Genomic DNA, 21159 nt, shown 5'->3' with positions numbered 1-21159 from the left:
TGTGTTAAGCACGCCGCCAGCGTTCGTCCTGAGCCAGGATCAAACTCTCCGTTGAAGACTCACGAAACACCCGAAGGTGAATCAGAAATATCTAAACTAGAGTCCGAAAACCCAGCAAAACAATCGCCAGCCGGAAATTAGCTGACTAAAAATGCCCGACCCTCCACACGGGGAGTGAAAAGGCCGGAACCAAAAAATAATTGGCACTGACATTCATCGACACACTATTGAGTTCTCAAAGAACACACGCACACACCATCGCCCGGTTTGAGCCGATTGATCGGTGAAGCAACTTTTCCAGCTTAGCTCAGCCGTGAACCCAGTTGCAAACTGAGGTCTCGTTCGAGCTAGTGTGACCGTCAGGCGCTCCTCGTCCTACCTCGTTTCCCTGGCCTCCCGCTCAGCGTTTCCGCTCAGCTTCTCGGCTCCGGGTCGGTGTCCGTGTCGCTCTGACTTGGAATAAGTTACGTGTCTGCGTGCACCATGTCAAATCGCCTGGTCAGCACGCATTTTCCGGAACGCTTTCGGTAACTCGCCACCGACCCGAACGCCGCGGCACTCAATCCACGACGCCGACGCGCCTTACCTCGCCACCGAGGGCCTGCAGCTGCTCGACGAAATTCGGATATCCGCGATCAATGTGGAAGACGTCGTGCACTTCGGTGGTCCCGTCGGCGACCAAGCCCGCCAGCACCAGACCCGCGCCGGCTCGAATATCCGACGACCACACCGGAGCGCTCGACAACCGCGGGATCCCACGGACCACCGCGTGGTGCCCATCGGTGCGCGCGTCGGCGCCGAGCCGGATCATCTCCTCCACGAACCGGAAGCGCGCCTCGAAGATGTTCTCGGTGATCATCGAGGTCCCGTCCGCGATCGACGCGAGCCCGATGGCCATCGGCTGCAAGTCTGTCGGGAAACCGGGGAACGGCAGGGTCGAGAAATTCACGGCGCGCGGACGCTCCGCCTGGACCACCCGGAAGCCGTCCTGCTCGAACGAAATGCGCGCACCCGCGGACCGCAGCTTGTCCAGCACCAGCGACAGGTGCTTGGGATTCACGCCGGTGACGCGGATGTCGCCCAGCGTCATCGACGCGGCGATGCCCCAAGTCGCGGCGACGATGCGGTCCCCGATGACGCGGTGCGTGGTGGGCTCGAGCCGTTCGACCCCCTGGATGGTGAGCACCGACGTGCCCGCGCCGCTGATCCGCGCGCCCATCCGGACGAGCATGTTGCACAGGTCGACGATGTCGGGCTCGCGCGCGGCGTTGTCGATCACCGTCTCTCCGTCGGCGAGCACCGCCGCCATGAGGATGTTCTCGGTCGCGCCGACCGAGGGGAAATCCAGGCGGATGCGCGCACCCTGCAATTCGTCGGCCTTGGCTACCACACAACCGTGCTCGATCTCGCTGGTCGCGCCGAGTAGGCGCAGACCGGCCTGGTGCATGTCCAGCGGGCGGGAGCCGATGGCGTCACCGCCGGGCAGCGCCACGACGGCGCGCTTGCACCGCGCCATCAGCGGACCGAGCACGCACACCGACGCGCGGAACTGGGTCACCGCGGGGAAGTCCGCGTGATACTTCGGTTCGGCGGGCGTGGTGATGGCGACCACTCCGCCGTCGATGGTCACGTCGCAGCCGAGACCGCGTAGGACATCACCCATCAGCGGCACGTCGAGGATGTCCGGGCAGTTCGTGATCGTGGTGGTGCCCTCGGCCAGCAGCGCAGCGGCCATCAGTTTGAGGACGCTGTTCTTGGCGCCCCCCACCGTGACCTCACCGACGAGTCGATTTCCGCCGGTAACCAAAAACCGTTCCATGCCGCCTCTCCGCGTATTCGGCGCACTGTTGGTGCAAGGATAGTTGGGGCGGCGCACTACGGTGCCGCCTCTCCACGACTCCCCTCGCCTCCGGACGTTTTCGCCGTTGGAGCGAGTGCCGCGGGATGGGCGTACTGCGATCGACGAGGTGGTCTCGTCACCTTGCCGGCAATACCCAGTGATCGCTCGGGTACTCGCCTCGGGTGCTACGCGATCAGACGCCCGGCCGTTTCCCGCCGGGCTTCCACAGGATATCGCCGCCGGGATTGGCGACCCGGCTCAGGATGAACAGCAGATCCGAGAGGCGATTGAGGTACTTGGCCGGCAGCGCGTTGGTCTCCTCCGGATGGGACTCGATCGCCGCCCAGGCCGAGCGCTCCGCACGGCGGGCGACCGTACGCGCGGTGTGCAGCAGGGCCGCCAGCGCGGTACCGCCGGGCAGGATGAACGAATCGAGCGCAGGCAGTCCGGCGTTGAACTCGTCGCACCACGCTTCGAGCCGATCGATGTACGGCTGGGTGACCCGCAGCGGCGGGTACTTCGGCTCCGCGACCACCGGGGTGGAGAGGTCGGCCCCGGCGTCGAACAGATCGTTCTGTATCTGTCGCAGCACCGCGAGCATCGTTTCGTCCGGGCCGCCGAGGGCGATCGCGACGCCGATGGCGGCGTTCGTCTCGTCGCAGTCGGCGTAGGCGACCAGGCGTGGGTCGGTCTTCGCGACCCGGGAGAAGTCGCTCAATCCCGTGGTCCCGTCATCGCCGGTCCGCGTGTAGATCCGGGTCAAATGCACGCTCACAGCACAACCCTAACGGGCGCGGCCTGGTCGGGCCGCCGATAGCCGTCGGACCGGGAACTACAGCCCCGGCATCCGCCGGGTGCGATCGGAGGGGCGGGATTCCACCCAGGAGAGGAAGGCGGTCAAAGAGTCGCGATCCAGCGCCAACTCGAAGTCGCCCGCGCGGTCGGACACCGCGATCACTGCGATGTCGTCGGTCATGATGTCGTATTCGTCGCCACGGGGGCCGCGGCGATCGCCGATCTCGATGCCCTGACGCCGGATGGTGGAATCCGGGCCGAGTTTCAGGCTGGTGAGTTTGAAGAAGACGAGACGATCCTCGTCATAGCGGATCAGGCCGTGCCGCCACCCCTGACCGCCGCGGGCGGGCAGTACGCGCAGGATCGCGGCAGTTCCGCCGCGCCGCAACATGATCAGGCGGTAAGTCGAGGCCAAGGCGAGGAACACGAGCGTTAGCACCAGAATGATCAGGAGAACCATCCCGGTTTGCAATGCCGTACGTCCCTTCGCTCCGCCGCCGTGTCGTCCACGGCATTCGATTGGCGGTGTACCAGCTTCTCGTGGTTTCGCGGGCTTTCGCCCCGAGCCCGATGCTGACACCGCGTGCGGTCATTCAATCACGGCCCCGAGTTTACAAATGCCCCGGCCGTGTCCGACTCGCCTGAAAGACGCTGTCGGCGGTGAAGGAAGCTTCACCGCCGACAGCGATCGTTCTCGATGACAGGTTGTTGCTAGGCGTTCGCGTTCTGCTCGACCGCGCGCACCCGAGCCTGAGCGGCTCGCTGCTGCTCCTCGCTGGCGTCGGAGTCGGCCAGCACCCGGCGGGCCTCCTCGACGTCCACCTCGTCGGCGAATTCCGCCGACTCGGCGAGCACCCGAACCGAGTTCGCGGTCACCGAGAAGAAGCCGCCGTGCACCGCGGCGACGACCCGCTGACCATCGGTGTCCACGATCGCCACGGTGCCGCCCTCGACCAGCTGGCCGAGCAACGGCTCGTGCCCGGCCATGATGCCGATCTGGCCCTCGGTGGTCTGCGCGCTGACGAACGTCGCCTGGCCGGACCAGAGCAGTCGTTCGACCGCGACGAGATCGACTGACATTTCCGCCATCGGTGACTACTTTCCGAGGATCTTCTTCGCGGCCGCCTCGACATCGTCGAGACCACCGCAGCTGTTGAAGGCCTGCTCCGGGTAGTTGTCGAACTCACCCTTGCAGACGCGGTCGAAGTCGTCGATGGTCTGCTCGAGCGGCACGACCGAACCCACCTGACCGGTGAACTTCTCGGCCACGATGAAGTTCTGGCCGAGGAACTTCTCCAGACGACGGGCGCGGCCGACGAGCACCTTGTCCTCTTCGGACAGCTCGTCCATACCGAGGATGGCGATGATGTCCTGCAGTTCCTTGTACTTCTGCAGGATCCGCTTCACCTCGTTGGCCACCCGGAAGTGCCGGTCGCCGACGATCGAGGCCTCCAGGATGCGGGAGGTCGAGGTCAGCGGGTCGACGGCCGGGTAGATGCCCTTCTGCGAGATCGGGCGGGAGAGCTCGGTGGTCGCGTCGAGGTGGGCGAAGGTGGTCGCCGGAGCCGGGTCGGTGTAGTCGTCGGCGGGCACGTAGATGGCCTGCAGCGAGGTGATCGACCGACCACGGGTCGAGGTGATGCGCTCCTGCAGCTCACCCATCTCGTCGGCCAGCGTGGGCTGGTAACCGACGGCGGAGGGCATGCGGCCGAGCAGGGTCGACACCTCGGAACCGGCCTGGGTGAACCGGAAGATGTTGTCGATGAACAGCAGCACGTCCTGGTGCTGCACGTCGCGGAAGTACTCGGCCATGGTCAGGGCCGAGAGCGCGACGCGCATACGGGTGCCCGGCGGCTCGTCCATCTGTCCGAAGACGAGGGCGGTGTCCTGGAGGACGCCCATCTCCTCCATCTCCAGGCGCAGGTCGGTGCCCTCACGGGTGCGCTCGCCGACGCCGGCGAACACCGAGGTGCCGGAGAATTCCCGCGCGATACGGGTGATCATCTCCTGGATCAGAACGGTCTTGCCGACACCGGCGCCACCGAACAGACCGATCTTGCCGCCCTTCACGTACGGGGTGAGCAGGTCGATGACCTTGATGCCCGTCTCCAGGATCTCGGTCTTGCCCTCGAGCTGGTCGAACGACGGCGGCTTGCGGTGGATGCCCCACTGCTCGCCCTCGCGGCCGAGGCCGGGGGTGTCCAGGCAGTCGCCGAGGGCGTTGAAGACGTGGCCCTTGACCACGTCACCGACCGGCACCGAGATCGGCTTGCCGGTGTCGGTGACGGTGGCACCGCGGACCAGGCCGTCGGTCGGCTGCATCGAGATGGTGCGCACGATGTTGTCGCCGAGGTGCTGGGCGACCTCGAGGGTCAGGGTCTTGGCCACCGAGGTCAGGGTGATCTCGGCGTGCAGAGCGTTGAACAGCTCGGGAATGGCTCCGCGCGGGAACTCGACGTCCACGACGGGGCCGATGACCCGGACGACGCGGCCTGCGGCGCCGCCGGTCCGGCTCGTGTTGTCTTGAGTGACAGCTGCGGTCATTGGTGTTGGTTCTCTCCGTGTCGATGTGCGGCCTTCGAGGGGCCTTCTACGTGCCCGTCGCTCAGGCCGCGGGTGGCGCTCAGTCGCGGTCCGAGCTCGACGCCAGCGCGTTCACGCCGCCGACGATTTCGCTGATTTCCTGCGTGATCTGGGCTTGGCGCACCGAGTTCGCCTCGCGCTGGAGCACGCTCGCGAGTTCGTTGGCGTTGTCGGTGGCGGCCTTCATTGCGGTGCGCCGAGCCGCTGACTCGGATGCCGCTGCCTCGAGCAACGACGCGTAGATGCGCGTGTTGACGTACTTGGGCAGCAGCGCCGCCAGCAGCACATCGGCGTCGGGCTCGAATTCGTACTGCGCGTGGACGTCCGCGGTCGGTGAATCCGACACGATGTCCTCACCCAGGTCGAAGTTCTCGTCGACGTAGCTCACCTGGATCGGCGCCAACCGGCGCACCTCAGGGGTCTGCGTCAGCATCGAGACGAAGCGGGTGTACACGACGTGCAGCTCGTCGACACCGGCGATGTCACCCGTCCCGTTCGGAGCGGGCACCGCCCCGTCGGAGCCCGCCATGAAGGCGTCGACCAGGTGGTGGCACGCGGACGAAGCATCGGAGTACTTCGGCTGCTGCGAGAACCCGGTCCACGCCGACACGTACGAGCGATTGCGGAAGGCGTAGTACGTCAGGCCCTTGTTGCCCATGACGTAGAGCACCGGCTCTTTGCCTTCGTCACGCAAGGTGGTCATCAGCTCTTCCGCGCGCTTGAGCACGTTCGAGTTGTAGCCACCGCACATGCCGCTGTCACTGGTGATCACCAGCACGGCCGCCCGGCGCGGGTTGGCGCGCTCGGTCAGCAGCGGATGCGAAAGGTTCTTCGACGCGCTCGCCAGCTCGCTGAGGACCTTGGTGATCTCCTCCGCGTACGGCTTCGCGGCCGCGACCCTGGCCTGAGCCTTGGAGATGCGCGAGGTCGCGATCAGCTCTTGGGCCTTGGTGATCTTCTTGATCGAATTCACACCACGAATGCGGGAGCGCAATTCACGCAAGCTTGCCATCAGCGGTTCACACTCCCTTCATTCGCTGCGTGGGATTGGCGGCATCCGCCGGGCACGAGGTGGTCGCTGCCACCCTCGTGCCCGTCGCGCATGCCGCGGATCGAATAGCGCATTTGCCGACCCGCGTTACTTCTCGACGTGCTTGCGGGTCACCGACAGCGACTCGACCTCTTCGTGGTCGAGCTGGCCGGCTTCGGCCTCGTTGACCACGGGCGTGCCATCGGAGGTGAGGAAGGTTCCCAAGAACTTCTTGGTCGCCGCCTCGACCTGCTCGGCCGCCTCGCCGGCGAGCACCTTGCCGCCCTCGATCGCCTTGAACACGTCGGCGGCGCTGCGGTGCAGCTCCTCGAGCAGTTCGGCGTTGAAGCGGCGGATGTCCGCGACCGGGATCGAGTCGAAGTGGCCACGGTCGACCAGGTAGATCGAGATGATCTGATCCTCGACCGGCACCGGCGAGTACTGGTCCTGCTTGAGCAGCTCGACCCAGCGGGCGCCGCGCTCGAGCTGAGCCAGCGAGGCCGCGTCCAGGTCGGAGGCGAAGGCGGAGAACGCCTCCAGCTCGCGGTACTGCGCCAGCTCGAGGCGCAGCGAACCGGCCACCTTCTTCATGCCCTTGGTCTGGGCGGCGCCACCGACGCGGGAGACCGAGGTACCGACGTTGATCGCCGGGCGGACACCCTTGTTGAACAGGTCGGACTCGAGGAAGACCTGACCATCGGTGATGGAGATGACGTTGGTCGGGATGAACGCCGAGATGTCGTTGGCCTTGGTCTCGATGATCGGCAGACCGGTCATCGAGCCCGCGCCCAGCTCGTCGGACAGCTTCGCGCAACGCTCCAGCAGCCGGGAGTGCAGGTAGAAGACGTCACCCGGGTAGGCCTCGCGGCCCGGCGGGCGACGCAGCAGCAGCGAGATGGCGCGGTACGCCTCGGCCTGCTTGGTCAGGTCGTCGAACACGATGAGCACGTGCTTGCCCTGGTACATCCAGTGCTGGCCGATGGCCGAACCGGTGTAGGGGGCCAGCCACTTGAAGCCGGCGGAGTCGGAGGCCGGGGCGGCGACGATGGTGGTGTACTCCAGCGCGCCGTGCTGCTCCAGCGCGGCCTTGACGCCCGCGATGGTGGAGCCCTTCTGGCCGATGGCTACGTAGATGCAGCGCACCTGCTTGGTCGGGTCGCCGGTCTCCCAGTTGGCCTTCTGGTTCAGGATCGCGTCGATGCAGACCGCGGTCTTGCCGGTCTTGCGGTCGCCGATGATCAGCTGACGCTGGCCACGGCCGATGGCGGTCAGCGCGTCGATCGCGGTGATGCCGGTGGCCAGCGGCTCCTCGACCGGCTGGCGCTCCAGCACGGTCGCGGCCTGCAGCTCGAGCACGCGCTGTTCCTCGGACTCGATCTCGCCGAGGCCGTCGATCGGCTGGCCCAGCGGGTTCACCACGCGGCCGAGGAACTTGTCGCCGACCGGAACCGAGAGCACGTCACCGGTCCTGCGGACCTCCTGGCCCTCCTCGATCTCGGCGAACTCGCCGAGGATGACCGCACCGATCTCACGGTCCTCGAGGTTCAGCGCGACGCCGAGCACGCCGCCCGGGAACTCGAGCAGCTCGTTGGCCATTGCCGAAGGCAGGCCGCTGACGTGCGCGATGCCGTCACTGGTGTCGGTGACCACACCGACTTCTTCGATGGAGGTCTCGGGGGTGTAGCTCTTGGTGTAGCTCTCGATCGCGCTACGGATCTCGTCGGAGGAGATCGTCAGCTCCGCCATGTTCTTCCTGCTCTCGCTGTCTGGGTCTGGAATGTCGGGGGTGGTGGAAGCGCGCTAGGTCAGGGCCCGGCGCAGCTTCTCCAGTCGGCCGAGTGCGCTGCCGTCGATCACGTCGTCACCGACGCGCACCACGACTCCGCTCAGCAGACTCGGGTCGACCTGGATGTGCACCGTGGTCGCCTTGCCGTAGATGCGCCGCAGCGACGCGGCCAGCCGGTCGCGCTGCTGCTCGCTGAGCCCGATCGCGGCGCGCACGTGCGCGACGATCTGATCGCGACGCGCCGCCGCGAGGTCGGCCAGCTCGTCGAAGGCGGCGCTGATGCCCGACCGCTGCCTGGTCACCACCTGCTCCGCCAGGGTCAGGGTGATGGGCTCCGTCTTACCGGCGAGCAGCCGGTTGACCAGCTCGCTCTTGGCCGAGGCCTGCTGCGACCGATCCGACAGTGCCTGCTCCAACTCGGGGTTGTCGCTGATGATCCGGCCGAGCCGGAACAGCTCGTCCTCCACCGCTTCGAGCCGGCCACGCTGGGCCGCCGACTCCAGCAACGCCTCCTGGCCGAGCAGCACCAGGGTGTCCACCAGGTCGGAGGTGCGCGACCAGTCCTGGGCCACCGCGGTGGTCAGCACTGCCAGCGTGGCAGCGCTGACCTTGCCGCCGAAGACCCGCTCGCACAGTTCCGCGCGCACGGAACCCGGCACCGACACGTCCGCGAGCGCCACACGCAGCGAACGCTGGTCGTCCAGCACGGCGACAACGGCGAACAGTTCCGAGCCCGTCGTGGCCGCAGCACTGTCGCTTCCGGTCAGAGCGGCCCGAAGCGCCTCCCGAGACCGGGCACTGGCCTCGCGGCTCGCTGCGTACATGCTTCTCACTTTCGCGTCGTTACCTTCCGACCCCGATGCCTGCGTCGGTCTGGTCGAGCTCGTCGAGGAACCGGTCGATCGAGGCGGCCTGCTTGGCCTCGTCCGAAACCGACTGCCCGATGATCTTCTCGGCCAGGTCGACGGCCGTGCGGCCGACCTCGTGGCGCAGCTCCGTCAGGATCTGCTGGCGCTGTGCTTCCAGCTGCGTGTGGCCCGCCGCGATGATGCGATCGGCTTCGGCCTGGGCCTCCGAGCGCATCTGCGCGAGAATCTCCTGGCCCTGGGTGCGCGCGTCCTCCCGGATGCGCGCGGCCTCGAGCCGGGCCTCGGCCAGCTGCTGCTGGTACTGCTGCAGGGTGAGCTGAGCTTCTTCCTGCGCGGCTTCCGCGCGAGCGATGCCGCCTTCGATCTTGTCCGAGCGCTCGTCGAGCGTCTTCATCAGGCGCGGGACCACGTACTTGTAGAACAGGGCCGCGATGATGACGACGCAGACGATCGACCAGACGATGTCGTACGTTTCGGGGATGAGAGGATTCACATCCTCTCCCTCCGCCGCCGCGAGCAAAACTGACTCGTACATCGGAATCAGAAAATGAAGCCGGCGACGAGACCGATAAGGGCGAGGGCCTCGGTGAACGCGATACCGAGGAACATGTTGGTGCGGATGGTGCCCTGCAGCTCAGGCTGACGCGCGATGCCCTCGATGGCCTTGCCGACGACGATGCCGACGCCGATGCCGGGGCCGATCGCGGCGAGACCGTAGCCGACGGCGCCCAGGCCCTTGAAGGTGCTCTCGTTCGTGGCGGCTTCCTGGGCCAGGTAAGCGAGGCTCATGAGTCTTCCATTCCCTTTCTGTTGCTCACCCGCCGGTCGGCGTGGTGTAGCAGGTTTCCGGTAGTTGTGTCGGTCAGGTCAGTGATCGGCCGCGTGCTGTGCGAGTCCGATGTATACGGCGGTCAGCAGCGCAAACACGTAGGCCTGCAGGAAGATGACCAACAGCTCGAAGAGCGTGAATCCGAGTCCCGCGAGCAGCGAGAACGGCGAGAACACCTTCATCCACGAGGTGGCGTCGAACAGGAAGAACCAGGTCGCGCTGAAGAACAGCACCAGCATGATGTGGCCGGCCAGCATGTTCGCCATGAGTCGGACGGTCAGCGTGAACGGACGCAGGATGAAGGTCGAGACGAACTCGATCGGAATCAGCAGCACATGCAGTGCGGGGGGAACGTTCGGAACGACGATGCTGCTGCGCATGTAGTTGAAGAAGCCGTACTTCCTGATACCGACGTAGTTGAACGCCAGGTACGCGATGACGGCCAGCACCAGCGGCATGCCGATTCGGGCGTTCGACGAGATGTTCAACCCCGGAACGACACCCGAGAAGTTCAGAAAGAGGACCGTGAAGAAGATCGTCGCGATCAGCGGGAAGAACTTCCGTCCCGTTTCCTTGCCGAGGACCTCGTCGCAGATCTGCTCTTTGACGAAGACCAGGCCGATTTCGGCGACATTCTGCAGGCCGCGCGGAACGATCCGGGGCGAGCGGAATGCCAGCACCATCACGACCGAGAGAACAGCCGTCATCAGAATGCGGATCAGCATCAATCGATCGAGTTCGAACGGCGTTCCCTCGAACAGCACAGCTGGAGGGAAGAAGTCGGTAAGCGACGGCGCGTGGAACTCGGCCGCCAGAGTGGTGACGCTCAGCGTTCTCTCCCGTGTTCGGGCCGCGGGTACGGTCATTCCCGCGGTTCGATCGGACATTGACGATCAATTTGGGTCGACTCAGGTCGGCTCGAAGTTCGTCAGCAGCTGTGCGGTGGTTCGAAATCCACCAGGCGTCTGTACGTGTGTCGGCGACATTCGTCGACATGCAGAACCGGAACACCCCTCGGAGCCCGGCACGGCAGTAAGCATAGCGGCCCATGCAGGGGATCTCGGCGGTGACCCCTCACTGATCCCCGACTTGGTCGCTTGCTTACCAACACTTTACCAAGTCATCTACGACAGCGTGTAGGGGGTGGGGGGTTTTCGTTACTGGCGGGTATCGGACGTGGGTTCCGAGTCGGTCGTCGTCACGTACGGAACCTTCTGCCGGACAACGCCGTACGTCTCCGCACCGAGCACGATCACCAGCGCGCCGACCACGGTGAGGAACAACACGACCCGGTCGTAGAAGTCGAATCGGTGCAGGATCCCGACGACGATCAGCGCCACCAGGACCTTCCCCACCCAGCTGACCAGCATGACCAGGCCCGCGGTGCTCGGCGGCAGTTTCGCGCCGAACAGCACCACGGCCGCGGTGGTGAGGATGAAACCGCCGCCGATCGCGGCGCCGAGCACCGCGCCCCACACGCCGGCGACACCCGAGACGGCCGCACCCAGCGCGACCGACAGGACCACCAGCACGCCCAAGCCGATCAGTCCGTAGCGCAGCGCGGACCGCAGCGGCGCGTCGGGGCCGGGGACGGGTTCGGGTGTGAAGCTCACAGTCGCCGACTTTACCCGGACGCCGATCCGTCGCCCGCCGGGTCCCCACGCCGCAGCCCCGGAATAGCGGTGATCACCAAAGCGAAAACCAGCCCGCCCGCCATCAGCAATACGACCAGCCTGCGATCCATCAGCGAGGTGCCGACCGCGCCGAACGCGAGCACACCGACCCACAAATAGATCAACAACACCACGCGGCGATGGGAATGGCCGATCTGCAGCAAGCGATGATGCAAGTGCATTTTGTCCGGCGTCGAGAAACTGACGCCCGCGCGAACCCGTCGCACAATGGCGAGCAACAGGTCCAGCACCGGAATGAACATCACCGCGCCGACCAGCAACAGCGGAGAAAGCAGACCGACGATGTCGCGCGGACCGTATCCCTGCAGCGGGATTCGCCCCGAGGCGCCGGTCGAGACCGCGGCCAGCATCAATCCGATCAACATCGAACCGGAGTCGCCCATGAATATGCGCGCGGGCTGGAAATTGTGCGGCAGGAATCCGAGGCAGCCACCCGCGAGCGCGGCGGCAAGCAACGCGGGCGGGTAGGTGTCGACCGAGCCGCCCTGCTCGTTCATCAGACCGAGGCAGAACACGAAAACCGCCAGCGCGGCGATCAGTCCCAAGCCCGCCGCGAGGCCGTCCAAGCCGTCGACGAAGTTCATGGCGTTGACCAGGGTGACGGTGACCGCGACCGTAACGAGCCCGCCCTGCAATCCGTCCAGCACCACCGTGGTGTTGCTGAACGGGTTGTAGATCACATACCAGCCCAATCCCATGACGGCCATCACGCCCGCCGCCGTCACCTGGCCCGCGAACTTCGTCAGCGCGTCGAGTCCCCAGCGGTCGTCGACGATGCCGACCAGCACGATGATCGTGGCAGCCACCAGCACGGCGATCGGGATGTTGGGTTTGTAGTCGAAGCCGCTGCGCAGCGCGGGCAGCTGGTGGGCGAACAGCACCGCGGCGACCACACCGATGTACATGCCGACGCCGCCCATCCGCGGAATCGGCTTGACGTGCACGTCCCGGTCACGCGGCACGGCCACCGCGCCGAAGCCGATCGCCAGCACCCGCACCCCACCGGTGGCCAGGAACGTCACCACCGCGGAGATGAGCAGCACGACGAGCAGCTCCCGGAGCGGGACGACGGCGCTCGAACCCATCATCCGAGCTGCGCGGCGCCGCTGAGCGCTTCCGGCGACATGCCGAGCACCTCGGCGATGTCGGCGACGGGCACCGCGCCCACGCGCAGGATGCGCGGCTGATCAGCGGTCAGGTCGACGATGGTGGAGGCGACCGCGTGTTCGGCCGGGCCGCCGTCCAGATAGACGCCGACCAGATCGCCGAGTTGATCGCGTGCCTCGGCGGCGGTCTTCGCCGGCGGCTGCCCCGACACGTTGGCGCTGGACACCGCCAGCGGGCCGACCTCGCGCAACAGTTCGAGCGCGACCGGGTGCAGCGGCATCCGCAACATCACCGTCCCGCGGGTGTCGCCGAGATCCCACGCGAGCGAAGGCGCTTGCTGCACAACCAGACTCAGACCGCCGGGCCAGAACGCCCGGATCAGCTCGCGCGCCTGTGGGCGCACCGAGAACACCAGGCCGTCGATGGTGTGCCAGGAACCGACGAGCACCGGCACCGGCATGTCCCTGCCGCGGCGCTTGGCCGCGAGCAACGAGCTCACCGCGGTCGAATCGAACGCGTCGGCGCCCAGCCCGTACAGGGTGTCGGTGGGCAGCACGACCAGACGTCCGGATTTCAGGGCGCTGGTGGCTGCGGACAGTCCCGCGGCGCGCGAGTCGGGATCCGCGCAGTCGTAGACGGTACTCACGGCAACCATCCTGGCATGCTGGGCCGCCTCTCCGAGAACTCAGGCCGTACTAGTGGGGTGAAACGAGAGTTGCGTTCAGGTCTCGCGTCGGGTGCCGAGCGAGTTCTGGGCGTGCCCGGCGAGTTACCCATGTGCGTACGAAACCTGTCGTCACGTGGGATGCGGCGGCTGTCGCCGCGCGTCGGGAGCATCCTCGATGCGGCCTTTGCGGCTCGGAACCATGCCTGGATCCGTACTCCGCCGCACCGCACGCCATCGTCTCGAGCACCCCCCGCCGTTGTTCGGTTGCGCAGTGCCGCGCGGAGGCCGCGCCGCTGTGTCGCGTCTGTTCCTCGGCCCAGCGACCGGTCGCGCGACGCCCCGCGCAACCAGTTCATGCGATGCCGCCACGCAGTCGTGCAGGCGTCGTCGTGTTGCTTCATCCGGCGGTGCGGTCGTCAGAGGACGCGACCATCAGCGGAATGGGCTTGGTCGGCAGCACAGGCGCAGGGAAAGGACCACACGGATTCGGTGCGCAACGGCGCCGGAGGCCGTGCAGAGGACCTGCTCATGTATGCGTTGCGGCGACGAAGCGGGGTTTGCCTGCCAGGTCGGGGTGTTCGACGACGTCGGTGAAGGCGCCGGTGGCGGTGAGGAGGGCGGCTACGCCGGAGCCGTTGGTGTCGTCGTGCTCGATGGCGGTGGCGCCGCCTGGGCGCAGCAGCCGGGTGATGTTCGGGATCATGCCGCGTATCACCGACAATCCGTCCGGGCCGCCGAACAAGGCGACGGACGGATCGTGCTCGGCCACTTCGGGGTCGAGACCTGCGCCCTCCGGGATGTAGGGCGGGTTGGACACGACGATGTCCACCCGGCCGTTCAGATCGGTGAGCAGGCCGGGATCGGTGGCGTCGTCGGCGTAGAGGGTGATCGGGGTATCGCCCGCGGCGATCCGGTCGTCGGCGTTGCGCCGGGCCCAGACCTGCGCGGCGGGATCGAGTTCCACGGCGTGCACTTCGGCGTCGGGGCGCGCGTGCGCGAGGGCCAGCGCGAGCGCGCCCGATCCGGTGCACAGGTCGACGACGATCGGCGTGTGATCGTGCGGCAGCGCCTCCAACTGCGCCAGCGCCCAGGCGTACAGCAACTCGGTCTCCGGGCGCGGCACGAAGACGCCGGGGCCCACCGCGAGATCGAGCGCACCCATCACGGCGGTTCCGGTCAAGTGCTGCAACGGGATTCGCCGTGCCCGGCGGGCGACCAGCTCGCGGTACTCGTCCAACTTGCCGGGCGGGACGAGCGGCGTCAGCACCAGCCTGGTCCGCTCCACGCCGAGGACGTGCGCGGCGAGATGTTCGGCGTCGGCCCGCGGGCTGTGCACCCCGGCGGTCCGTAACGTCTCGATGGCGTCGTTGATGACGGGGCGCAGCGCTACTCGGCTCGTGGACATGACACCGACTCTGCCCGAACGACGATCATTCCGCGGCCATACGCGCTTCGCGATCCGCCTTCCCCAGAGCGTCGAGCAGCGCGTCGAGTTCCCCGTCCAGCACGGCGTCGAGGTTGTGCGCCTTGAAGCCGATCCGATGGTCGGTGATCCGGTTCTCCGGGAAGTTGTAGGTGCGGATGCGCTCGGAGCGGTCCACCGTGCGGATCTGGCTGGCGCGGCCCGCCGCGGCCTCCTGATCGGCCTGTTCTTCCGCCAGTGCCTGCAAACGCGCCGCGAGGACCTGCATGGCGCGCGCCTTGTTCTGCAGCTGGGAACGCTCGTTCTGGCAGGTGACCACGATGCCGGAAGGCAGGTGGGTGATGCGCACCGCGGAGTCGGTGGTGTTGACGCCCTGACCACCCTTGCCGGAGGAGCGGTACACGTCGACGCGGAGATCGGACTCGTCGATCTGCACTTCTTCGATCTCGTCGGGTTCCGGGTAGATCAGCACGCCCGCCGCCGAGGTGTGGATACGGCCCTGCGATTCGGTCACCGGGACGCGCTGCACCCGGTGCACACCGCCCTCGAACTTGAATCGCGACCAGACACCGTCGCGCGCCGCGTCGCGGCTCTTGATCGACAGCGTCGCCTCTTTGTATCCGCCCAGGTCGGACAGGGCGGCGTCGAGGATCTCGACCTTCCAGCCGTGGCGCTCGGCATACCGCACGTACATGCGGGCCAGGTCGGCGGCGAACAACGCGGACTCCTCGCCGCCTTCGCCGGACTTGACCTCGAGCACGACGTCGTCGCCGTCGTGCGGGTCGCGCGGGGCCAGCAGGTCGGCGAGGGCCTGTTCCAGTTCCTCGACCTGTCGTTCCAGATCCGGGACCTCCGCGGCGAACGTGGAGTCGTCGGCGGCGAGTTCCCGCGCGGCGGACAAGTCGCCGCGGGCCGTCTCGAGCTTGCGATAGGTGGCCATGACCGGGGCCAGCTCGGCGAATCGCTTGCCGACCCGACGCGCGGCGCCCGCATCGTTGTGCAGCGACGGATCGGCCAGCTGCGTCTCCAAGCCGGCGTACTCGGCCAGAATGTCGTCGATGGCGGACGGTTGCGTCACAGTGCTTCCTTCTCCTGGTAGCTGTCCATACAAAACACCGACGCCCGGCCTGCGGGGCAGGACCGGGCGTCGGCGAGGAAGCTACTTGGCGTCGGCCTTCTTGCCGGCACGCTTGCCGTAACGAGCCTCGAAGCGGGCCACGCGGCCACCGGTGTCCAGGATCTTCTGCTTGCCGGTGTAGAACGGGTGGCACTGCGAGCAGACCTCGACGGTGATGTGTCCCGACTCCTTGGTGCTGCGAGTCTGGAAGGTGTTGCCGCAACCACAGACGACCGTGGTGTCGACATACGTCGGGTGAATTCCTGCCTTCATGGATGTCCTCTCGATTGTGGTCGCCGGGTCGCCCGCGCGAACGCGAAGCGTGAACCGGAACCGACTAGGCGGGAGCTCTGCTCACCTGAGCAGACGCAACGACCGTTCAGTATGCCAGAACTGCCGTTACGCTCCCAAAACGCCCCTGGCGAGTGGTTTGTTCCCACCCCAGGTACTCCCCCATCGTTCGCGCCCCCGGAAGTCCGGGCACGCGAATCCGCGCCACCTCCTGGACCCTGAAGTCGGGTAGTCCGCTACTCACGAATGTGAACGAATTCGTTCATAGAGTGGCAGACCTGGTGCACATCGGCGTGCCGAGACAGGAAGGAGACCCCGTGAACGTCCGGATCGCGGCCGCGATTTTCGTTCTGCTGTTTCTCTCGGTGGCCGTCGGCGTATCCGCGCTCCCCGCGAACCCGAACTATCCCGCGCCGAAGAACGCCGTGTACGTCCACACCTCGGAATCCGCCGCCCCCGATCCCGACGCCGGGCCCTGCGCGCTGATCATCGCTCTCCTCATCGGCGGCGCGGCCACGGTCGGCCTCGTATTCTTCGCTCCCCAGACGCCGAAAGGGTCCCGCATCAGCGGGACCCTTTCGGCCGTTGTCACGGCGCCGACCTGGCGCCGCTACTCACTCGTCGAGCGCGCCCGGCGCGGTCTTGCTCACCTGCATCAAGAACTCGAGATTGTTCTTGGACTTCTTCAGACGGTCGATCAGCAGATCGATCGCCTGGTGCGAGTCCAGGCCGGACAGTACGCGGCGCAGCTTGTGCAATACCCCCGCCTCGTCGGGGCTGAGCAGTAGCTCGTCCTTGCGGGTACCGGACGGGTTGACGTCCACCGCCGGGAACACCCGCCGCTCCGCGATCTTGCGGTCCAGCTTGAGCTCGGCGTTACCGGTGCCCTTGAACTCCTCGAAGATCACCGTGTCACCGGTCGAACCGGTCTCCACCATGGCGGTGGCGATGATCGTCAGCGAGCCGCCGTTCTCGATGTTGCGGGCCGCGCCGAGGAACCGCTTGGGCGGGTACAGCGCGGTGGAATCCACACCACCGGACAGGATTCGGCCCGAGGCGGGCGAGGAGTTGTTGTACGCGCGCCCGAGCCGGGTGATCGAGTCGAGCAGCACGACGACGTCCTTGCCCATCTCCACCAGGCGCTTGGCGCGCTCGATGGCGAGTTCGGCGACCGAGGTGTGATCCGACGGCGGACGGTCGAAGGTCGAGGCGATGACCTCGCCCTTCACCGAGCGCTGCATGTCGGTGACCTCTTCCGGACGCTCGTCGACCAGCACCACCATCAGGTAGCACTCGGGGTTGTTGGTCGCGATCGCGTTCGCGATGTCCTGCAGGATCGTGGTCTTACCGGCCTTCGGCGGCGACACGATCAGGGCGCGCTGGCCCTTGCCGATCGGCATGATCAGGTCGATCACGCGGGTGGTCAGCTTGTTCTGCTGGGTCTCCAGCCGCAGGCGCTGGTTCGGGTACAGCGGGGTGAGCTTGCCGAATTCGGGACGGCGCTTGGCCGCCTCGACGTCGCCGCCGTTGACCGTGTCCAGCCGCACCAGCGGATCGAACTTCTGGCGCTGGTTGGACTGTTCGCCGTCGCGGGGGGCGCGCACCGCGCCGGTGATCGCGTCACCGCGGCGCAGGCCGTTCTTGCGGACCAGGTTCATCGACACGTAGACGTCGTTCGGCCCGGCCAGGTAACCCGAGGTGCGGACGAAGGCGTAGTTGTCCAGCACGTCGAGGATGCCCGCGACCGGCTGGAGGACGTCGTCCTCGCGGATCTCGAGCTCGCGGGTCTCGCCGCCACCGCCGCCGCCGTCGCGGTCGCGCCCACGACGACGCTCCCGGAAGCGGCGTCCGCGCCGTCCGCGACCGCCCTCTTCGTCGTCGCCGCCGCGGCCACCCGCGCTGCCGTTCTGGCTCTGCTGGCCACGCTCGCCCTGGCCGCGGTCGCTCTGCCGCTCACCCTGGCCACGGTCGCTTTGGCCACGGTCGCTCTGCCGCTCACCCTGGCCACGCTCGCCCTGGCCACGGTCGCTTTGGCCGCGGTCGCGGCGGCGCTCGCCACCTTGCTCGGCGTCCTGCTTCGGTTCCTCGGTACGCGTCTCGGCCTGCGCGGTATCGGTCGCGGATCGCGCCTGGTCACGGCCGCGCCGCTGCCGACCGCGGCCACGCTGGCCGCTGTCTCGGCCGGACTCCTCGGTGGTCTCGGTCGCCGTGGACGACGCCGCCTCGGCGGCGGGCGCGGAATCGGCGGGGGCCGTCTTCGCCGGGGCGGGAGCCTCGCTGGGCGCGGCCGAAGCCGCGGGCGTCACGTCGAGGGTCGCCTGCTCGGCCTTGGCCGGCGCCTGCTCAGCGGGAGCGGCGGTCTTCGCGGGCGCACCGGCCTTCGCGGTTGCCGCGGACTTGGCCTCGCTCTTGGCGGGCTTCTCCGCCTTCGCCGCCTTGCCCGCGGCCTGATTTTCCTTGATGGCGGCGATCAGATCGCCCTTGCGCATCCCGGAGGTGCCTCGGATACCGAGCTCCCCCGCGAGCGCACGCAACTGCGGCAACAACATTCCAGTCAGCCCCGATCGTGCGACGTCGGTGTGTTCGCTCATCTTCGAAATCTGTCCGGATTCACTATCGCGCTCGCCCGTCGGGTTCGATTCCACGCCGGGTGTCGCGAGCAGGTCCGTATCTGTCACGGAAATCCTTTCCTTCCCTCGATCGCCGTGTGCTGTTTCGAGGGTTCGTCCCGCAGCCCGGGCATTCTGCCGGACTGGGATGCGTCCGTCCGGGCGCTGTGTGCCGTATCACCTGCCCCGCCGGACCGGCGGCTTCTCCACCATTGGTGAAAGGTGGGGAGAGATCATTCCAGTTGCGCAGCTACGCAGCACCCCCATGGCCTGGAGGCTCGAGCCTGGAGCCTGCTGGAGCGATTGCCCTGATGAAGCACCGGCGTCTGATGCGCACGATGTACGGACCTGCCCAGAATAGCTGTCCATTGCGAATCTCGGCAAGACAGACTCGCCGTCAGTCGATCAGGACGCCTTCGGCGATTCCCGGCTCCACTACGCGCAGGCCGTCGGCTGCCGCCAGTTCGCGGAGTTCCGCGGGAAATTCGCTGGTCCCCAGGGCCAGGATGGTCGGTCCCGCCCCGGAGACGGTGGCCGCGATGCCCGCCGTGCGCAGGCGCGTGATCCAGGCGGTGGTCAGCGGTAGCGCGGGCGCACGCTGGGCCTGGTGCAGGCGGTCCGCGGTGGCGGGCAGCAGCAGGTCGGGACGCTGGGTGAGCGCCACCACGGCCAGCGCGGCGCGGCTGACGTTGAACGCCGCGTCGCCGTGCGGCACGACGTCGGGCAGCAGGCCGCGGGTGTGCGCCGTGGACGAGCGCTCCTCCGGGATCAGCACGACCGGGCGCAGTGCCGAATGCGCCTCCAGCCGCACCGCGCGGTAGACGCGACCGTGGTATTCCGTGCCCGGGGCCTCGTCGGCGGGGCGATCGCTCTCGGTCCACGAGACCACGATCCCGCCGAGCACGCTGGCCGCCGCGTTGTCCGGATGCCCCTCGAATTCCGCTGCCAGCTGCACCAATCGGTCGGCAGGCGTGGCCGGCGCCGAGTCCAGCTTCGCGGCGAGGGCGCACCCGGCGGCAAGTCCGCCGACCACCGCCGAGGCCGAGGACCCGAGGCCGCGCGAATGCGGAATCACGTTGCGGCACACCACATCGAGGCCGTCGGCCCACACCCCGGCCGACTCCAGGCCGCGCTCGATCGCGCGGACCACGAGATGCGAAGGGCCCCAAGGCACATCGTCGGCGCCCTCACCCTCGACCCGGATGGTGAGCCCGGAATCGGTAGTGCGCACCTGGATTTCGTCGTAGATCCCCAATGCCATACCCAGCGAGTCGAACCCGGGACCGAGGTTCGCGGTGGACGCGGGCACCCGGGCGGTCACGGTCAGACCGGCGGGCAGCGTCGCGCTCATGACCTGGCTGTCGCGCGAATTCAACTCAGGCCAGCTCTAATTCGGCGGCGACCGCGACCGGATCGACCGAGATCGGCTGCACCTTGGGCATGCCCGACAGCGCGGTGTCGGGGTCCTTGAGACCGTTGCCGGTCACGGTGCACACCACGGTGAGCCCGGCATCCAGCCAGCCCTCCTTGCGTGCGGCGAGCACACCGGCCACGCTGGCCGCCGACGCGGGCTCGACGAACACGCCCTCGGTCGCCGCGACCAGGCGGTACGCGTCGAGGATCTCCTCGTCGGTGGCGGCGCGGAAAGCGCCGCCGGACTGCTCCTTGGCCTCGACCGCGCCGTTCCAGGAGGCGGGCGCGCCGATCCGGATCGCGGTGGCGATGGTCTCGGGATCCTTCACCGGGGCGCCGTTGACCAGCGGGGCCGCGCCAGCGGCCTGCACGCCGAGCATGCGCGGCAGCCCGCCGGTGACGCCGTCGGCGTAGTACTCCCGGTAGCCACGCCAGTAGGCGGTGATGTTGCCCGCGTTGCCAACGGGAAGGGCGTGCACGTCGGGGGCCTTGCCGAGCACGTCGCAGATCTCGAAGGACGCTGTCTTCTGGCCCTCGATGCGGGCCGGGTTCACCGAGTTCACCAGTCCGATACTGGGGAAGTCAGCGGTGACCTTGCGGGCGAGTTCGAGGCAGTCGTCGAAGTTGCCCTGCACCTGGATGATCTTCGCGCCGAGCATCACGGCCTGGGCCAGCTTGCCCATCGCGATCTTGCCCTGCGGAATCAGCACGGCGCAGCTCATGCCCGCGCGGGTGGCATACGCCGCGGCGGATGCCGAAGTGTTGCCGGTGGACGCGCACAGCACCGCCTTCTGGCCACGGTACTTGGCGTCGGTCATCGCCATCGTCATGCCGCGGTCTTTGAACGAGCCGGTCGGGTTCAGGCCCTCGACCTTCAGGTAGACCTCGCAACCGGTGATCTCGGACAGGTGCGGCGCGGGCACCAGCGGCGTTCCGCCCTCGTACAGCGTGACCGGCTCCCAGTCGGCCGCGCCGGCGAGCCGGTCGCGGTAGGCCGCGATCAGGCCCGGCCAGCGGGAGTGCACCCCTGCCTGTGGCGCGACGCCGGTCGTGTGCCCGCCCGTCTCCCGGCCGCCGCCCCTCATGGAGTCGCTGCGCGACGCTGT

20 protein-coding genes are annotated in these 21159 nt (G+C 67.5%); all 20 read right to left on the bottom strand.

From position 1 onward, the window contains the following. Nucleotides 1–559: 559 nt before the first annotated feature. The 20 genes from murA to thrC all read right to left on the bottom strand — a co-directional run bounded on the left by murA (nt 560) and on the right by thrC (nt 21138). Nucleotides 560–1819, bottom strand: a complete 1260-nt coding sequence (gene murA / locus ACFV2O_RS14765) for a UDP-N-acetylglucosamine 1-carboxyvinyltransferase (protein WP_379252173.1) — start codon at nt 1817–1819, stop codon at nt 560–562. A gap of 214 nt (nt 1820–2033) precedes the next feature. Continuing rightward, nucleotides 2034–2615: a cob(I)yrinic acid a,c-diamide adenosyltransferase gene (locus tag ACFV2O_RS14760; protein ID WP_379252172.1), complete on the bottom strand. Its 582-nt coding sequence runs from the start codon at nt 2613–2615 to the stop codon at nt 2034–2036. A 57-nt stretch (nt 2616–2672) separates the two neighbouring features. Beyond that, nucleotides 2673–3095: a DUF2550 domain-containing protein gene (locus tag ACFV2O_RS14755; protein ID WP_039796346.1), complete on the bottom strand. Its 423-nt coding sequence runs from the start codon at nt 3093–3095 to the stop codon at nt 2673–2675. 251 nt (nt 3096–3346) lie between these two features. Then, complete coding sequence (locus ACFV2O_RS14750; protein WP_355073713.1) at nt 3347–3724, bottom strand: F0F1 ATP synthase subunit epsilon; 378 nt, start codon at nt 3722–3724, stop codon at nt 3347–3349. Between the two features lie 6 nt (nt 3725–3730). After that, the gene (atpD, locus tag ACFV2O_RS14745) at nt 3731–5179 is read right to left on the bottom strand and encodes a F0F1 ATP synthase subunit beta (RefSeq protein WP_355073712.1); all 1449 of its coding nucleotides are present in this window, start codon (nt 5177–5179) and stop codon (nt 3731–3733) included. 79 nt (nt 5180–5258) lie between these two features. After that, a complete protein-coding gene (locus ACFV2O_RS14740; RefSeq protein ID WP_355073710.1) occupies nt 5259–6230 on the bottom strand; it encodes a F0F1 ATP synthase subunit gamma in 972 nt (323 codons plus the stop codon). 126 nt (nt 6231–6356) lie between these two features. After that, the gene (atpA, locus tag ACFV2O_RS14735) at nt 6357–7994 is read right to left on the bottom strand and encodes a F0F1 ATP synthase subunit alpha (RefSeq protein WP_379252171.1); all 1638 of its coding nucleotides are present in this window, start codon (nt 7992–7994) and stop codon (nt 6357–6359) included. Between the two features lie 54 nt (nt 7995–8048). Beyond that, nucleotides 8049–8858 carry a F0F1 ATP synthase subunit delta gene (locus ACFV2O_RS14730; protein ID WP_355073707.1) on the bottom strand — a complete coding sequence of 270 codons (810 nt, stop codon included), beginning with the start codon at nt 8856–8858 and terminating at the stop codon, nt 8049–8051. 19 nt (nt 8859–8877) lie between these two features. Then, nucleotides 8878–9438 carry a F0F1 ATP synthase subunit B gene (locus tag ACFV2O_RS14725; RefSeq protein ID WP_355073706.1) on the bottom strand — a complete coding sequence of 187 codons (561 nt, stop codon included), beginning with the start codon at nt 9436–9438 and terminating at the stop codon, nt 8878–8880. 5 nt (nt 9439–9443) lie between these two features. Continuing rightward, a complete protein-coding gene (locus ACFV2O_RS14720) occupies nt 9444–9692 on the bottom strand; it encodes an ATP synthase F0 subunit C (protein WP_039796339.1) in 249 nt (82 codons plus the stop codon). Nucleotides 9693–9770: 78 nt separating this feature from the next. Then, a complete protein-coding gene (gene atpB, locus ACFV2O_RS14715; RefSeq protein ID WP_379252170.1) occupies nt 9771–10619 on the bottom strand; it encodes a F0F1 ATP synthase subunit A in 849 nt (282 codons plus the stop codon). A 270-nt stretch (nt 10620–10889) separates the two neighbouring features. Then, on the bottom strand, nt 10890–11345 hold the full coding sequence (locus ACFV2O_RS14710) for a hypothetical protein (protein WP_355073702.1): 456 nt from the start codon (nt 11343–11345) through the stop codon (nt 10890–10892). Nucleotides 11346–11356: 11 nt separating this feature from the next. Continuing rightward, the gene (locus ACFV2O_RS14705) at nt 11357–12514 is read right to left on the bottom strand and encodes an MraY family glycosyltransferase (RefSeq protein WP_355073701.1); all 1158 of its coding nucleotides are present in this window, start codon (nt 12512–12514) and stop codon (nt 11357–11359) included. Then, complete coding sequence (locus tag ACFV2O_RS14700) at nt 12511–13179, bottom strand: L-threonylcarbamoyladenylate synthase (RefSeq protein ID WP_355073699.1); 669 nt, start codon at nt 13177–13179, stop codon at nt 12511–12513. The genes ACFV2O_RS14705 and ACFV2O_RS14700 overlap by 4 nt, the downstream gene beginning before the upstream one ends. 547 nt (nt 13180–13726) lie before the next feature. Further along, complete coding sequence (prmC, locus tag ACFV2O_RS14695; RefSeq protein WP_379252169.1) at nt 13727–14605, bottom strand: peptide chain release factor N(5)-glutamine methyltransferase; 879 nt, start codon at nt 14603–14605, stop codon at nt 13727–13729. 25 nt (nt 14606–14630) lie between these two features. Then, a complete protein-coding gene (prfA, locus tag ACFV2O_RS14690; RefSeq protein ID WP_379252168.1) occupies nt 14631–15701 on the bottom strand; it encodes a peptide chain release factor 1 in 1071 nt (356 codons plus the stop codon). Nucleotides 15702–15782: 81 nt separating this feature from the next. Beyond that, entirely contained in the window at nt 15783–16013 is a 231-nt protein-coding gene (gene rpmE / locus ACFV2O_RS14685; protein ID WP_039796334.1) for a 50S ribosomal protein L31, read from the bottom strand. 632 nt (nt 16014–16645) lie between these two features. After that, nucleotides 16646–18709 carry a transcription termination factor Rho gene (gene rho / locus ACFV2O_RS14680; RefSeq protein WP_379252167.1) on the bottom strand — a complete coding sequence of 688 codons (2064 nt, stop codon included), beginning with the start codon at nt 18707–18709 and terminating at the stop codon, nt 16646–16648. Between the two features lie 328 nt (nt 18710–19037). Then, nucleotides 19038–19991: a homoserine kinase gene (gene thrB, locus ACFV2O_RS14675; RefSeq protein ID WP_356969432.1), complete on the bottom strand. Its 954-nt coding sequence runs from the start codon at nt 19989–19991 to the stop codon at nt 19038–19040. A 25-nt stretch (nt 19992–20016) separates the two neighbouring features. Continuing rightward, on the bottom strand, nt 20017–21138 hold the full coding sequence (thrC, locus tag ACFV2O_RS14670) for a threonine synthase (protein WP_356969450.1): 1122 nt from the start codon (nt 21136–21138) through the stop codon (nt 20017–20019). Nucleotides 21139–21159 lie beyond the last annotated feature (21 nt).

The organism is Nocardia sp. NPDC059691 (genome assembly GCF_042733915.1).
GTDB classification, from domain to species: domain Bacteria; phylum Actinomycetota; class Actinomycetes; order Mycobacteriales; family Mycobacteriaceae; genus Nocardia; species Nocardia sichangensis.
The sequence above is the reverse complement of the archived record's forward strand: the minus strand, read 5'-3'. Positions and strand labels throughout refer to the sequence as shown.

Bases quoted from the DNA above. Each gene is read 5' to 3' on its own strand.
- murA (WP_379252173.1), bottom strand. From the start codon at position 1,819: ATGGAACGGTTTTTGGTTACCGGCGGAAATCGACTCGTCGGTGAGGTC.
- ACFV2O_RS14705 (WP_355073701.1), bottom strand. From the start codon at position 12,514: ATGATGGGTTCGAGCGCCGTCGTCCCGCTCCGGGAGCTGCTCGTCGTG.
- ACFV2O_RS14740 (WP_355073710.1), bottom strand. From the start codon at position 6,230: ATGGCAAGCTTGCGTGAATTGCGCTCCCGCATTCGTGGTGTGAATTCG.
- ACFV2O_RS14730 (WP_355073707.1), bottom strand. From the start codon at position 8,858: ATGTACGCAGCGAGCCGCGAGGCCAGTGCCCGGTCTCGGGAGGCGCTT.
- ACFV2O_RS14755 (WP_039796346.1), bottom strand. From the start codon at position 3,095: ATGGTTCTCCTGATCATTCTGGTGCTAACGCTCGTGTTCCTCGCCTTG.
- atpB (WP_379252170.1), bottom strand. From the start codon at position 10,619: ATGTCCGATCGAACCGCGGGAATGACCGTACCCGCGGCCCGAACACGG.
- prmC (WP_379252169.1), bottom strand. From the start codon at position 14,605: ATGTCCACGAGCCGAGTAGCGCTGCGCCCCGTCATCAACGACGCCATC.
- rpmE (WP_039796334.1), bottom strand. From the start codon at position 16,013: ATGAAGGCAGGAATTCACCCGACGTATGTCGACACCACGGTCGTCTGT.
- thrB (WP_356969432.1), bottom strand. From the start codon at position 19,991: ATGAGCGCGACGCTGCCCGCCGGTCTGACCGTGACCGCCCGGGTGCCC.
- ACFV2O_RS14720 (WP_039796339.1), bottom strand. From the start codon at position 9,692: ATGAGCCTCGCTTACCTGGCCCAGGAAGCCGCCACGAACGAGAGCACC.
- thrC (WP_356969450.1), bottom strand. From the start codon at position 21,138: ATGAGGGGCGGCGGCCGGGAGACGGGCGGGCACACGACCGGCGTCGCG.
- ACFV2O_RS14750 (WP_355073713.1), bottom strand. From the start codon at position 3,724: ATGGCGGAAATGTCAGTCGATCTCGTCGCGGTCGAACGACTGCTCTGG.
- atpD (WP_355073712.1), bottom strand. From the start codon at position 5,179: ATGACCGCAGCTGTCACTCAAGACAACACGAGCCGGACCGGCGGCGCC.
- atpA (WP_379252171.1), bottom strand. From the start codon at position 7,994: ATGGCGGAGCTGACGATCTCCTCCGACGAGATCCGTAGCGCGATCGAG.
- ACFV2O_RS14725 (WP_355073706.1), bottom strand. From the start codon at position 9,438: ATGTACGAGTCAGTTTTGCTCGCGGCGGCGGAGGGAGAGGATGTGAAT.